Consider the following 14,128-nt stretch of genomic DNA (forward strand, 5'->3'; position numbering starts at 1 on the left):
CCCGGAAGCGTCGTACGGCGCTCCCGGGGGCACCCGTTCGTTGTGCCCCCGTCCCTCACGCCCGCGACGGCCGCTCCCGCTCGCGCGCCCCGCGCCGGTCCCGCTCCCGTGCCGTGCCGGTGCCGCCGCGGCGGGCGATGCTGAAGGGTGATCCCGCACCAGACATCCGTACGCCCGTCATAGACGATCGTCTAGGGCAGGCGTACGGTCGGGGGCCTCAAGCCAGCGACGCCCACAGGGGGTAACTCATGAGCTTCGTCGTCACCGGTGCCACCGGGGCACTCGGCCGGCTCGTCATCGAGGAACTGCTCCGGCGCACCGCACCGGGCGAGATCGTCGCCCTCGCCCGCGACCGGGCCAGGGCCGAGGACCTCGCGGCCCGCGGGGTGGAGGTCAGGAGCGCGGACTACAGCCGTCCCGAGAGCCTCCAGGGCGCCTTCGCGGCCGGTGACCGGGTGCTGTTCATCTCCGGGAACGAGGCGGGGCAGCGCCTCACCCAGCACCGCACGGTCATCGACGCCGCACGGGAGGCGGGCGTCGGGCTGCTGGCGTACACCAGCGTGCTGGGCGGGCCGGCCGCCACCTTCTCGATCGCCGAGGAGCACCTCGCCACCGAGCAGGCGCTGCTCGCCTCCGGGGTGCCGTACTCCCTGCTGCGCAACGGCTGGTACCACGAGAACTACACGGGCGCGCTGGCCGGCACCCTCCGGACCGGCGCCGTCGTCGGCAGCGCGGGCGAGGGCCGGGTGGCCACCGCCGCGCGCCGGGACTACGCCGAGGCCGCCGCCGAGGTCCTCACCGGCGACGGCCAGGAGAACACCGTGTACGAGCTGAGCGGCGACACCGCCTGGACGATGGCCGAGTACGCGGCCGAGGTCTCCCGGCAGACCGGCCGGCGCATCCCGTACCGCGATCTGCCGCCGGAACGGTATGTGGCGCTGCTGGTCGAGGCGGGTGTACCGGCGCTGGGCGCACAGCTGGTCGCCGACGCGGACACCGGGATCGCCCGCGGCGAGCTGGGCGCGACGCCCGGGGAGCTGTCCGGGCTCATCGGCCGTCCGACCACTCCGGTCGCCGAGGCGATCGCGGAGGCGCTGAAGGGACTGGAGGGGCAGCAGGGACTGCCCGTCTGACGCGGCCCCGCACCGGGAGCGCCGCCCGGACGGACTGTCATGGCCGTATGCCAAGACAGGCATGACAGCCGGTCCGGGCGGCGCTACGTTCACAGGGCCGGCGCAGCACCACCAGGAGGGTCCCCTTGCAGCCTCGAAGCGATCAGCGCACCGGACTCGCCTACGGCATCGCCGCCTACACCATGTGGGGCCTGCTGCCGCTCTACTGGCATCTGCTGGACGACGCCGCGCCGTCCGAGATCCTGGCCCACCGCATGGCCTGGTCGCTGCCGGTCGCCGTCGTCCTGCTGGCCGTGCTCCGCCGCTGGTCCTGGATCGGACCGCTGCTGCGGCAGCCCCGGCGGCTGGGCATGGTCCTCGTCTGCACCCTCGTCATCTCGGCGAACTGGTTTCTCTACATCTGGTCGGTCAACTCCGGGCACGTGCTGGAGGCCTCGCTCGGCTACTTCATCAATCCGCTGGTCAGCATCGCCTTCGGCGTCCTGGTGCTGCGCGAGCGGCTGCGTCCGCTCCAGTGGGCCGCGGTGGCGACCGGCGCGCTGGCCGTCCTGGTGATGACCGTCGCCTACGGCCGGATGCCCTGGATCGCGCTCGCACTGGCCTTCTCGTTCGCGACGTACGGGCTGGTCAAGAAGGGCATCAAGCTCGACGGGATCGAGGGTTTCAGCGCCGAGACGGCCCTCCAGCTGCTGCCCGCCGTGGGCTTCCTGGTCTTCCTCGGGGTGCGCGGCGAGGCCGCCTTCACAACCGGCGGGGTGGGCGGGGCGCTGCTGCTGTCGGGCTGCGGTGTCGCGACGGCGATACCGCTGATCTGCTTCGGCGCGGCCGCCGTGCGGCTGCCGCTGAGCACGATCGGGATGCTGCAGTATCTGGCGCCGACCTTTCAGTTCGTGCTGGGGCTCACGGTCTTCCACGAGACGATGCCGCCGGAGCGCTGGGCCGGGTTCGCGCTGGTGTGGCTGGCGCTGGCGGTGCTGACCTGGGACGCGCTGCGTACCGCACGGCGGGCGCGGACGGCGCTGGCCGAGGCCGCGGCCCGGGCGGGCGAGGCGGCCGCGGCCGGGGCGGCACCGGCCGCGGAGACCGGCCCGGCGGGGGCACCGCACACCGCGGAGCAGCCGGCGGGGCCCCGGCCCCCGGGCCGCACCCGGTGAGGTCCCGGCCAGGATCTGCACGGTGATCAGCGGGCCGGCCGCGGTCGCCCTCGCTGCGATGCCGCTGCGGGTGAGCGTGACCTCGCCCCACGGGCGAGCGGCGCCCCGTCGCCGACACCTCGTCCGGACCGTCCACGGGCTGCGCCGCGCCACCCTCGCAGGGGTGGCGCGGCGCAACCGCGTGGCCGTGGTGGTGCGTTACTTGGCGGCGTTCGCCGCGTGGATCAGGGTCTGCTTGTCGACGGCGCCGACGTAGACCGTGCCGTTGTCCGTGACCAGGGCGTTGACCAGGCGGGTGCTGAAGACCCGGCCGGAGCCGAACGAGCCGTTGACCTTGGTGCCGATGCTGTCCAGGAACGCGCCGGCGTCGCCGCCCAGGCCCTTGTCCTTGCCCTTGCCCTTGTCGTCGCCGGACGGCAGACCGGGGCCCTCGCCCTTGATGGTGGCGATGGACGTCCAGCCCTTGCCGATGATGTCCGGCCCGTCCGTGTCCTTGGCGAGCTGCTCGCGGGACGAGGTGTCCTTGCCGTGCTCGCGCTGCGCCGCCGCGCTCTCCTTGTCGCCGTCGACGACCTTGGCGCCCTTGGGCGGGGTGAAGGAGAACGTGCTCGCGGCGGGCTTGGCGAAGTCGACCGTGGTGAAGCCGACGTCGACGGCGGCCGCGCCTCCGCTCTTGGGCGTCAGGGTGAACTTCAGCGGCGTGCCGTTCTCGGCGTCCACCGCGACCCGGATCGAGCCGACCGTGGAGCCGCTCTGCTTGGGCTTGATGAGCAGCTGGTAGGCGTCCCGGCCGGCGACCTTGGCGGTGCCGTCGACGGTGACCGAGGTCGTGTCCCCGGCTGCCTTCAGGGCCTGCTTCGCGAGGTCCTGCGGGGTCGCGGTCTTCAGGTCCTTGGGCAGGCCACCGGGGGCCCGGTCCGACGTGCCGGAGCGGCTGTCGGGCGCGCTGCTGTGCACGGCGGTCTTGCTGCCGCCGTCGTACGCCCAGACGTCCTTGCCGTGGTGGACGAGGCTGTACTCGGCGCCCTTGTCGATGACCGACACCCGCTGCTTCTCGGGGCCGTCGGCCGCGACGCGCAGGGTGTGCGCACCGGACGCCAGCTCCATCAGCTTGTTCTGGGGCGACGCGGAGGCACCGTCGCCGCCCTTCCCGCCGCCCCCGGCGCCGCCGAAGCCGGCCGCTCCGCCACCGGCGCCCGGCAGGGCCGGCAGCCCCAGGTCCGTGGTGATCCGGACCGTGCCGGAGAGCTGCTGGACGTCCGACTTGGCGACCTTGGCTATCAGGTCCTGCGCCGAGATCTTCGGCAGGTCCGGGGAACCGGAGCCGGCGAACGCCGGGACCAGCCCGATCGTGATCGCCGCCACCCCCGCCACCGCGACCGGCACGCCGTAGCGCACCGCCTTACGGCGCCCCGGGGAGTGCTCCCCGTCCCATCCGTCGGTGCCCTGGGTCGGTTCGTTCCGTGGCATCTGCCCTACCTCCGTCGTGTCCGGCGGCTGCTGTGCTGTCCACGCGTTCCCCCCTGGGGCACATGGTTACCTGTCCGCCGCGCTCAGGTGGTTCCATCTCACCAAACCGCCCGGCGGGAAACGTCAGCCCGCGGGAGCAACTCGTCCTACCTCTGAGGTATGACGCACGATCACCTCAGGTCGCAGACCGTACGACAGGAGGCGGAGGGTTCCCTAGGGGATGCGGCGGCGGGCCGTAGGGGATGCGGCGGCGGGCCCTGGGTCACGACCCGTCCGGAGGGCTCAGCCCGCCCGGTGCACCACGGCGTCGCAGAGCCCTTCGAGGGCCGACTTGGCCATGCACGAGGGCAGCGGCGCGAGCATCGCGCGGGCCTCCTCCGCGTAGCGCACGGTGTCCCTGCGGGCCTCTTCGAGCGCGGGGTGGGCGCGCAGACCGGCCAGCGCCTCGGCGTGCCGGGCGTCGTCGGTGAGGTCGCCGGCCAGCAGCTCGCACAGCGCGCGGTCCTCGGGGGTGCCGGCGGCGCTCTCGGCGCGCGCCCGGAGCCGCAGCACCGGCAGCGTCGGGATGCCCTCGCGCAGGTCCGTGCCGGGTGTCTTGCCCGACTCGTGCGAGTCGCTGGCGATGTCCAGGACGTCGTCGGCCAGCTGGAAGGCCGTACCGAGCCGCTCGCCGTACTGGGTGAGGATGTTGACCGTCGCCTCTTCGGCGCCCGACATCATCGCGCCGAAGCGGCAGGCGACGGCGACCAGCGAGCCGGTCTTGCCGGCGAGCACGTCCAGGTAGTGGTCGATCGGGTCGCGGCCGTCACGCGGGCCGGCGGTCTCCAGGATCTGGCCGGTCACCAGGCGTTCGAACGCCTCGGCCTGGATGCGGACCGCCTCCGGTCCGAGGTCGGCGAGGATGTGCGAGGCGCGGGCGAAGAGGAAGTCGCCGGTCAGCACCGCGACGGAGTTGCCCCAGCGGGCGTTGGCGCTGGCCACCCCGCGGCGCACCTCGGCCTCGTCCATCACGTCGTCGTGGTAGAGCGTCGCCAGATGCGTGAGCTCCACGACGACGGCGGAGGGCACCACACCCGGGCTGTAGGGGTCACCGAATTGGGCGGCCAGCATCACCAGCAGCGGCCGGAACCGCTTGCCGCCCGCGCGCACCAGATGCTGCGCGGACTCGGTGATGAACGGCACGTCGCTCTTGGTGGCCTCCAGCAGGCCCTCCTCGACAGCCGCCAACCCGGCCTGGACATCGGCCTCAAGAGCCTGGTCCCGCACGCTCAGCCCGAAGGGCCCGACGACGGTCACGAGGGGTACTCCTGTCTGCTGACGATCAAACTGAATGTCGATCTGTCGCTGTCTCCACCATTGGCCAGCGTATCCGGTCGCAGTTCGATCACCGTGAGCGCCCGCCCCCCGAACCGCCCGGGAAGCACGGCGACCCCCCGGCCGGGATGTTCCGGCCCCTCTGTTGACGCGGGTACGAGACGGCGGCGCGGGACAACGACGGCCAGCATCCCCGGTCCGCTTCCGCTCCGGCAAGGCCCCGCGGACCGGCCATGGCCGGAAATCCCCCGCACCGTCGCCGCCCGGCCCCCAGGGGCGCACCGGGTGACCGCCGCCCGTCGAAAGCGCCATGTTCCAGGACGACTTCCGCCGCCGCGCAGGCCGCCGCCCGACCGTACGGGGCGCCCCGCCTCACCCGTACGCCCGCGCCACCGCCCGTGCCAGCCGCGGCGAGGCGAACTCCGTGCCGCACACGAAGCGCATCACCGGCCCGAACGAGGCGGCCGCCGGCAGCCCCGTGAAGTACAGCCCCGGCACGGACGAGCCGAGACCGGCGTCCAGCAGCGGCCCCCCGGCCCGCGCCACGATCCCGGTGCGCAGCCCTTGGCCCAGGAAGTCCAGCGCCGCCAGATCCATCCGGTAGCCGGTCGCGGCCAGCACATGGTCGGCGACGACCTCCCCGCCCTGCCCGTCGGCGCCGCGCAGCGCCAGCACGGGGCGGCCGTCGCGCACCGTGGCCCGGACGAGCCGCCGCCCCTGCGTCACCCGCACCCGGTCGGTGAAACGCTCCCGCAGCCACCACGCGCCCCGCGGGCCGGGCGTCCGGCGCCCGAGATACCGCCGGGCGGGCACCGGCAGCCGGCGGAAGGCTCCGGCGTGGTGCGTCAGCGCGTACCGCGACCAGGCGTGGCCGAACGGCGGCCGCAGCCGCCACCGGTTCTCCGGCGGCGTGCCGAAGCCCACCGCGGCGGGGCCGCGCGCCACCACCCGGACGGCCGCCGCGCCCGTCTCGGTGAGCAGAACCGCGCTCTCCAGCGCCGACTGCCCGGCACCGAGCACGACCACGTCCCGGCCGGCCAGCGCGGACAGGTCGTGGTGCTGCGAGCTGTGCGAGACCGGCCCGGTGGCGGAGGGGCCGTCCGGGAGCGCGCCGGCCAGTTCCGGCGGGAGCTGCGCCTGCCCGGTCAGGCCGGTGGCGATCACCACCGCCCGCGCGCCGGCCTGCTCACCGCTGTCCAGCTTCAGCTCGAAGCCGTCGCCCCGCCGGTCGACCGAGACCACCCGGACCTGCTCCAGTCCGGGGACCAGCCGCCGCTGCACCCACTGCCCGTAGCGGACGTAGGCCTCCACGGGGATCAGGTCCCGGTCCGAGCCGTAGGGCCCCTCCCCCGTCGCCGCGCAGAAGTCGGCGAGGGTGTGGCCGGGGTGGGGAACGGCGATGCCCGACGCCGCGGGCGCCGTCGTCAGCAGCATGCCCGCGGGCATGCCGGTGCGCCAGCTCACCATCGGCTCCCCGAAGACCCGCACCGGGACACCGAGGGCCTGAAGGTGCGCGGCCGCGGAGAGGCCGTACGGACCGGCCCCGATGACCGCTACCGGAGTGCTCACGTCGGTCCCTCCCTCGGGTGGAGAACGGCGGCCACCGCCGGCCAGGGAAGGAAATTAGGGCTGAATTGCGCAGTGTGGCAAGGCTTTTCCGGACATGACGGATGCGTGGGGCGCGGCATTCCGCGCACCCGGCCACCGTCTGCGTACGTATCCGCGCCCTCGCGCCCCGGGACCGCCCCGCCGCCCACCGCCCGGCCGTAATCTGATCGACGGCCCCACGGCCCGCGGGCCACCAGGCCCCGGCCGCCCACCGGCGACGACGCACGCGAGGAGCTGTCCATGCCCGAGCAGAGCCCGTTCGACCTGGCGGAAGGCGATCCCTTCGGCCCGCACAACCTGCCCTACGGCGTCTTCAGCACCGCCGAAGCGCCCGGCCGGCGCCGCCTCGGCGTCCGCTACGGCGACCAGGTCCTCGACCTGAGCGCCCTGCCGAGCGCGCTGCCCGCCGCCATCCACCCGCACGCCGAACTCCTCGCGGCGCCGACCCTCAACCCGCTGCTGGCCGCCGGCCGTCCCGTCTGGCAGCAGATCCGGGCGGCCGTCCACAGCGCCGTGACCGACCCCGCGCACCGCGACGAGGTGGCGCCGCTGTTCCACCCGCTGGACGGGGTCACGCTGCACCTCCCCTTCGAGGTCGCCGACTACGTCGACTTCTACGCCAGCGAGCACCACGCCACCAACGTCGGCCGGATCTTCCGCCCCAACGACGCGGCGCTGACCCCCAACTGGAAGCATCTGCCGATCGGTTACCACGGCCGGGCGGGCACCGTGGTCGTCACCGGCACCCCGGTCGTCCGGCCGCACGGCCAGCGCAAGGCCCCCGCGGACGAGGCGCCCTCCTTCGGCCCGTCCGGCCGCCTCGACATCGAGGCCGAGGTCGGCTTCGTCGTCGGAGCGCCCTCCACGCTCCACGAGTCCGTCGCCCTGGGCTCCTTCCGCGACCACGTCTTCGGCGTCTGCCTGCTCAACGACTGGTCCGCGCGCGACATCCAGGCCTGGGAGTACGTGCCGCTCGGCCCCTTCCTCGGCAAGTCCTTCGCCACCTCCGTCTCCGCCTGGATCACCCCGCTCGACGCCCTCGACGAGGCCCGTACGCCGCCGCCCGCCCGGGACCTGCCGCTGCTGCCCTATCTCGACGACGCGGACGCGGAGCCGGGCGGCATCGACATCCGTATCGAGGTGCGCCTCAACGGCGAGACGGTCTCCCGGCCGCCGTTCTCCGCCATGTACTGGACGGCCGCCCAGCAGCTCGCCCATATGACCGTCAACGGCGCCTCGCTGCGCACCGGCGATCTGTTCGCCTCCGGCACCGTCTCCGGGCCCGACCCCGACCAGCTCGGCTGCCTGCTGGAGCTCACCCAGGGCAAGGGCCCCTACCTCCAGGACGGCGACGAGGTCACCCTCACCGCCTGGGCGCCCGGCCCCGGCGGCGTCCGGATCGGCCTGGGCGAGGTCACCGGCCGCATCCTGCCCGCGGGATGACCGGCGGCCCGCGCGGCCTCCCGTAGGAGCGCGCCGGCCGGGCGGGGCCGCATACCGGGCCCGCCCGGCCCGCGGCGCCCACCCCGGCCCCCAGGGCACCGCGGGGGCGCCGCCTCGTCACAGCCGCACACCAAGTCCGTACCGGCCCTGCCGCAATCGGGGCGACGGCCCGGACGGCGGCCCGGAGCCGCTGCTAGCCTCACGTCTCCTGTCCCACAACGGAGGAGACGTACGTGCGCAAGGCAGCGCAGATCGCCGGGGCGGCAGCCATCGCCGCGATGCTGCTCAGCGGTTGCGGAAGCAGCGGCGGCAACGACAACGGCACCGACAGCAAGCCGAGCAAGTCGCCGGACCACGCGCCGTCGACTCCGGACAAGCCCGCGGACTCCGCCGCGTTCGAGGGCGCCTGGAAGGCGGGCACCGAGAAGAGCCCGCTGATCCTCGTGATCCAGAAGGGCACCGTCGCGTTCAGCAACGGCCACAAGGCCGCCTGTCTGGGCAAGGTCCAGGAGATGGCCGGGATGACCATGGCCGCGCTCAAGTGCACGGACGGGGACACCACCCGCACCATGGGCACCCTCAAGCCGGGCGCGGACGGCAAGACCCTGTCCGTCGACTGGAAGAACGGCCCCACCGAGAAGTACACCAAGTCCAGCGACGGCAGCGTGAAGATCCCCGACATGCCGGAGATGCCGAGCGGGATGCCCAAGAGCTGACCCGCGCGCCACGCACACGGCCGCCGCCCGGAACCCCCCGAGGGTTCCGGGCGGCGGCCGTCGCCGTACCGCGCGCCGCTGCTCAGCGCACGAAGACCCCCGCCTGGCCGGCCAGGTCGAGGAAGTACTGCGGCGCCAGGCCGAGCACCAGGGTGACCGCGACACCGATCGCGATGGCCGTGGTCGTCAGCGGGCTGGGCACCGCGACGGTCGGGCCGTCCGCCTTGGGCTCCTGGAAGAACATCAGCACGATGACGCGGATGTAGAAGAACGCGGCGATGGCCGAGGAGAGCACACCGACCACCACCAGCCAGCCCGCCCCGCTCTGCGCCGCCGCCTTGAAGACGGCGAACTTCCCGGCGAACCCGGAGGTCAGCGGGATGCCCGCGAAGGCCAGCAGGAAGACCGCGAAGACCGCGGCCACCAGCGGCGAACGCCGGCCGAGCCCGGCCCACTTGGACAGCTGGGTGGCCTCGCCGCCGGCGTCCCGCACCAGGGTGACCACGGCGAACGCGCCGAGCGTCACGAAGGAGTAGGCACCCAGGTAGAAGAGCACCGAGGAGATGCCCTCCTCGCTGGTGGCGATGACACCGGCGAGGATGAAGCCGGCGTGCGCGATGGAGGAGTAGGCCAGCAGCCGCTTGATGTCGGTCTGGGTGATGGCGACGATCGCCCCGCCCAGCATCGTGATGATCGCGACGCCCCACATCACCGGCTGCCAGTCCCAGCGCATCCCCGGCAGGACGACGTACAGCAGGCGCAGCAGCGCGCCGAAGGCCGCGACCTTGGTGGCGGCCGCCATGAAGCCGGTGACCGGGGTCGGGGCGCCCTGGTAGACGTCCGGGGTCCACATGTGGAACGGGACCGCGCCGACCTTGAACAGCAGTCCCATCAGCACCAGCGCCGCGCCGATCAGCAGCAGCGCGTCATTGCCCATCGTGCCGGCCAGCGCCGGATCGATCTGCTTGGCGCCGTCCGAGATCACCTCGGCGATCCCGGCGTAGGTGACGGTGCCCGCGTAGCCGTACAGCAGGGCCACGCCGAACAGCAGGAAGGCGGACGAGAAGGCGCCGAGGAGGAAGTACTTCACCGCGGCCTCCTGCGACAGCAGCCGCTGGCGGCGGGCCAGCGCACACAGGATGTACAGCGGGAGAGAGAAGACCTCCAGCGCGATGAAGAGGGTCAGCAGGTCGTTGGCCGCCGGGAAGACCAGCATGCCGCCGACCGCGAACAGGGCGATCGGGAAGACCTCGGTGGTGGTGAACCCGGCCTTGACCGCGGCCTGTTCGGCGGCGCCGCCCGGGACGGCCGCGGCCTGCGCCGCGAAGGAGTCCACGCGGTTCCCGTGCGCCGCCGGGTCGAGCCGGCGCTCGGCGAAGGTGAAGACGGCGACCAGGGACACCAGCAGGATGGTGCCCTGCAGGAACAGCGCGGGCCCGTCGACGGCGAGGGCGCCCATGGCGGCGATGTGCGCCTTGGTCGAGCCGAAGCCGCCGGCCGCCAGCCCGATCACCGCGGCGAACGCGGCGGCCAGCGCCACCACGGCCAGCAGCAGCTGGGAGTGGTATCGGTGCCGGCGCGGCACGAAGCCCTCGATGACGATGCCGAGCACCGCCGCACCCAGGACGATCAGCGTCGGTGCCAGCTGGGTGTACTCGATGTGCGGCGCCGGGATCTTGCCCGGTGCACCGGCCGCCACTGTCCACAGGCTGTGGACACTTGCCACGGAACTCACTTCGCGGCCTCCACGTCTTGATCATGCACGGCACGCCCGGAACGGCCCCCGCCGGGCCCGGCGTCCACCTGCACGGCGGGCTTGGGGTCCTTCTTGTCCACGACGGACAGGGTGTGGCCGACCGCCGGATCGACGAGGTCGGTGAGCGGCTTCGGGTACACCCCGAGGAAGAGCAGCAGCGCGATCAGCGGCGCCACCACCACCAGCTCCCGCACCCGCAGGTCGGGCAGGCGCTGCACCTCCGCCTTCACCGGCCCGGTCATCGTCCGCTGGTAGAGCACGAGGACGTAGAGCGCGGCGAGGACGATGCCCAGGGTGGCGACGATGCCGACCACCGGATAGCGGCTGAACGTGCCGACCAGGACCAGGAATTCGCTGACGAACGGCGCCAGACCGGGCAGCGACAGGGTGGCGAGGCCGCCGATCAGGAACGTCCCGGCGAGGACCGGGGCGACCTTCTGCACACCGCCGTAGTCCGCGATCAGCCGCGAGCCGCGGCGGCTGATCAGGAAGCCGGCCACCAGCATCAGCGCGGCGGTCGAGATGCCGTGGTTGACCATGTAGAGCGTCGCGCCGCTCTGGCCCTGGGTGGTCATCGCGAAGATGCCCAGGATGATGAAGCCGAAGTGGGAGATCGAGGCATAGGCGATCAGCCGCTTGATGTCCCGCTGGGCCACCGCCAGCAGCGCGCCGTAGAGCACGCTGATCAGCGCGAGCACCAGGATGGCGGGCGTCGCCCAGCTGCTGGCCTCCGGGAAGAGCTGGAGGCAGAAGCGGAGCATCGCGAAGGTGCCGACCTTGTCGACCACCGCGGTGATCAGCACCGCGACCGGTGCGGTGGACTCGCCCATGGCGCCCGGCAGCCAGGTGTGCAGCGGCCACAGCGGCGCCTTCACCGCGAACGCGAAGAAGAAGCCGAGGAAGAGCAGCCGTTCGGTGCCGGTGCCGATGTCCAGCTTCCCGGCCGCCCGGGCCTCGACGATCTGCTGGAGCGAGAAGGTGCCGGTGCCGAGTTGGTCGGCGGTGACGGCGTACAGCCCGATCACCGCGGCCAGCATGATCAGTCCGCCGGCGAGGTTGTAGAGCAGGAACTTCACCGCGGCGTACGAACGCCGGCTCGCGGCCTGCTCCTCGCCGTCCCCGCCCGCCCGGTCCCCGAAGCCGCCGATGAGGAAGTACATCGGGATCAGCATGGCTTCGAAGAAGATATAGAAGAGGAAGACATCGGTGGCCTCGAAGGAGAGGACCACCATCGCCTCGACCGCCAGGATCAGCGCGAAGAAGCCCTGGGTGGGCCGCCAGCGCCGGTTGGGCTCGGCCTCCTCCAGGGGGTCGGCGTCATGCCAGCCGGCCAGGATGATGAACGGGATCAGCAGGGTGGTCAGCGCGATCAGGGCGACCGCGATGCCGTCCACACCGAGTTCGTAGCGGACACCGAAGTCGCTGATCCAGGCGTGCGACTCGGTGAGCTGGAACGGGCCCTTCGCTCCGGGGTCGAAGCGGAACGCGACCACCAGCGCCAGCGCGAAGGTGACCAGCGAGAACGCCAGCGCGAGCCATTTGGCCACGGTGCGCTTGGCGGCGGGCAGCGCGGCGGTGGCGATCGCACCGGCCGCCGGCACCACGGCCACCGCCGTCAGCAGGGGAAACGACATGGCTCACACACCCCTCATCAGCAGGGTCGCGGCGACGAGGACGGCGGCCCCGCCCAGCATCTGCACCGCGTACGAACGGACGAATCCGGTCTGCAACCGGCGCAGCAGGCCGGAGAGTCCGCCCATCGACGCCGCCGTGCCGTTGACCGCGCCGTCCACGAGGGAGCGGTCGAACCGGACGAGCGTGCCGGTGAGTTCTTCCCCGCCGCGGACGAAGACGACGTGGTTGAAGTCGTCCTGGAGCAGGTCGCGGCGGGCGGCCCGGGTGAGCAGCGAACCGCGCGGGGCCAGCGCCGGAACGGGCTTGCGGCCGTACATCAGCCAGGCGATGCCGACGCCGATGAGCAGCACCACCATCGTCGCGGCGGTGACCGTGGTGGCGCTGACCGGGGAGTGGCCGTGCGCGAACGAGGTGACCGGCTCCAGCCACTTCACGAAGGCCTCGTTGATGCTGAACAGCCCGCCCGCGCAGACCGATCCGACGGCCAGCACGATCATCGGGAGCGTCATGACCTTCGGCGACTCGTGCGGATGCACCTCGTCGGGGTTCCAGCGCTTCTCGCCGAAGAAGGTCATCAGCATCACCCGTGTCATGTAGAACGCGGTGATCGCGGCGCCCAGCAGGGCCGTGCCGCCGAGAATCCAGCCCTCGGTGCCGCCGCGGGCGAACGCCGCCTCGATGATCTTGTCCTTGGAGAAGAAGCCGGACAGACCGGGGAAGCCGATGATCGCCAGATAGCCGAGGCCGAAGGTGACGAAGGTGACCGGCATGTACTTGCGCAGGCCGCCGTAACGGCGCATGTCCACCTCGTCGTTCATCCCGTGCATCACGGAACCGGCGCCGAGGAAGAGGCCCGCCTTGAAGAAGCCGTGGGTGACCAGGTGCATGATCGCGAAGGCGTAGCCGATCGGGCCGAGGCCGGCGGCCAGGATCATGTAGCCGATCTGCGACATCGTCGAACCGGCCAGCGCCTTCTTGATGTCGTCCTTGGCGCAACCGACGATCGCACCGAAGAGGAGCGTGACCGCACCGACCACGACCACCGCAAGCTGGGCGGTCGGGGCGGCGTTGAAGATCGCCCCGGAGCGGGTGATCAGGTACACCCCTGCGGTGACCATGGTGGCAGCGTGGATCAGGGCCGAGACCGGGGTCGGGCCCTCCATCGCGTCGCCGAGCCAGGACTGCAGCGGCACCTGCGCCGACTTGCCGCAGGCGGCCAGCAGCAGCATCAGCCCGAGGGCGGTCAGCTTGCCCTCGGAGGTGTCACCGGTCGCGGCGAGCTCCGGGCCGAAGGCGAAGGTCCCGAACGTCGTGAACATCAGCATGATCGCGATGGACAGGCCCATGTCGCCGACGCGGTTGACGAGGAACGCCTTCTTGGCGGCGGTGGCCGCGCTCGGCTTGTGCTGCCAGAACCCGATGAGCAGGTACGAGGCGAGGCCGACGCCCTCCCAGCCGACGTACAGCAGAAGGTAGTTGTCGGCCAGGACGAGCAGCAGCATCGCCGCGAGGAAGAGGTTGAGGTAGCCGAAGAAGCGGCGGCGCCGCTCGTCGTGCTCCATGTAGCCGATCGAGTAGATGTGGATCAGCGAGCCGACACCGGTGATCAGCAGGACGAAGGTCATGGACAGCTGGTCGAGCTGGAAGGCGATGTCGGCCTGGAAGCCGCCGACCGGAATCCAGCTGAACAGGTGCTGGTGCAGGGCACGGTCCTCGGCGCCCCGGCCGAGCATGCCGGCGAAGAGCGCCACCCCGACGGCGAACGACGCCACCGAGAAGAACGTGCCGATCAGGTGGCCGGTGCGGTCGAGGCGGGTGCCGCCGCACAGCAGCAGGGCCGCACCGACCAGCGGTGCCGCGACGAGCAGCGCGATCAAGTTCTCCACTTTGTGCGACCCC

10 protein-coding genes are annotated in these 14,128 nt (G+C 72.5%); 4 read left to right on the forward strand and 6 right to left on the reverse strand.

Annotation, left to right across the window (positions count from 1 at the left end):
• Positions 1-248 precede the first annotated feature (248 nt).
• Entirely contained in the window at positions 249-1,133 is an 885-nt protein-coding gene (locus ACGFN2_RS29475) for an SDR family oxidoreductase (RefSeq protein WP_393365551.1), read from the forward strand.
• 125 nt (positions 1,134-1,258) lie between these two features.
• A complete protein-coding gene (gene rarD / locus ACGFN2_RS29480; protein ID WP_362605829.1) occupies positions 1,259-2,287 on the forward strand; it encodes an EamA family transporter RarD in 1,029 nt (342 codons plus the stop codon).
• Positions 2,288-2,485: 198 nt separating this feature from the next.
• On the opposite strand, the gene ACGFN2_RS29485 is transcribed toward rarD, so the two are convergent.
• The 3 genes from ACGFN2_RS29485 to ACGFN2_RS29495 all read right to left on the reverse strand — a co-directional run bounded on the left by ACGFN2_RS29485 (position 2,486) and on the right by ACGFN2_RS29495 (position 6,640).
• Positions 2,486-3,757, reverse strand: a complete 1,272-nt coding sequence (locus ACGFN2_RS29485) for a DUF2092 domain-containing protein (RefSeq protein ID WP_362605827.1) — start codon at positions 3,755-3,757, stop codon at positions 2,486-2,488.
• Positions 3,758-4,039: 282 nt separating this feature from the next.
• Positions 4,040-5,053 (reverse strand): polyprenyl synthetase family protein, encoded by a 1,014-nt coding sequence (locus ACGFN2_RS29490; RefSeq protein ID WP_362605825.1) that lies wholly within the window; start codon positions 5,051-5,053, stop codon positions 4,040-4,042.
• A 390-nt stretch (positions 5,054-5,443) separates the two neighbouring features.
• Positions 5,444-6,640 carry an FAD-dependent oxidoreductase gene (locus ACGFN2_RS29495; RefSeq protein WP_393365554.1) on the reverse strand — a complete coding sequence of 399 codons (1,197 nt, stop codon included), beginning with the start codon at positions 6,638-6,640 and terminating at the stop codon, positions 5,444-5,446.
• 279 nt (positions 6,641-6,919) lie between these two features.
• On the opposite strand from ACGFN2_RS29495, the gene fahA reads away from it, so the two are divergent.
• Together fahA and ACGFN2_RS29505 are read left to right on the forward strand one after the other, a co-directional pair.
• Positions 6,920-8,122, forward strand: coding sequence for a fumarylacetoacetase (gene fahA, locus ACGFN2_RS29500; RefSeq protein WP_393365556.1), 1,203 nt, complete (start codon positions 6,920-6,922; stop codon positions 8,120-8,122).
• A 233-nt stretch (positions 8,123-8,355) separates the two neighbouring features.
• A complete protein-coding gene (locus tag ACGFN2_RS29505; protein ID WP_362605816.1) occupies positions 8,356-8,838 on the forward strand; it encodes a hypothetical protein in 483 nt (160 codons plus the stop codon).
• An 82-nt stretch (positions 8,839-8,920) separates the two neighbouring features.
• Here ACGFN2_RS29505 and nuoN read toward each other — a convergent pair whose 3' ends face one another.
• Genes nuoN through nuoL form a run of 3 tightly spaced genes read right to left on the reverse strand, consistent with a single transcriptional unit; the run spans position 8,921 to position 14,115 of the window.
• Complete coding sequence (nuoN, locus tag ACGFN2_RS29510) at positions 8,921-10,573, reverse strand: NADH-quinone oxidoreductase subunit NuoN (RefSeq protein ID WP_362605813.1); 1,653 nt, start codon at positions 10,571-10,573, stop codon at positions 8,921-8,923.
• Entirely contained in the window at positions 10,570-12,228 is a 1,659-nt protein-coding gene (locus tag ACGFN2_RS29515; protein ID WP_393365559.1) for an NADH-quinone oxidoreductase subunit M, read from the reverse strand. The genes nuoN and ACGFN2_RS29515 overlap by 4 nt, the downstream gene beginning before the upstream one ends.
• A gap of 3 nt (positions 12,229-12,231) precedes the next feature.
• On the reverse strand, positions 12,232-14,115 hold the full coding sequence (gene nuoL / locus ACGFN2_RS29520) for an NADH-quinone oxidoreductase subunit L (RefSeq protein ID WP_393365561.1): 1,884 nt from the start codon (positions 14,113-14,115) through the stop codon (positions 12,232-12,234).
• Positions 14,116-14,128: the final 13 nt, after the last annotated feature.

The sequence above is a fragment of the Streptomyces sp. NPDC048612 genome, assembly GCF_043199295.1.
Taxonomy (GTDB): domain Bacteria; phylum Actinomycetota; class Actinomycetes; order Streptomycetales; family Streptomycetaceae; genus Streptomyces.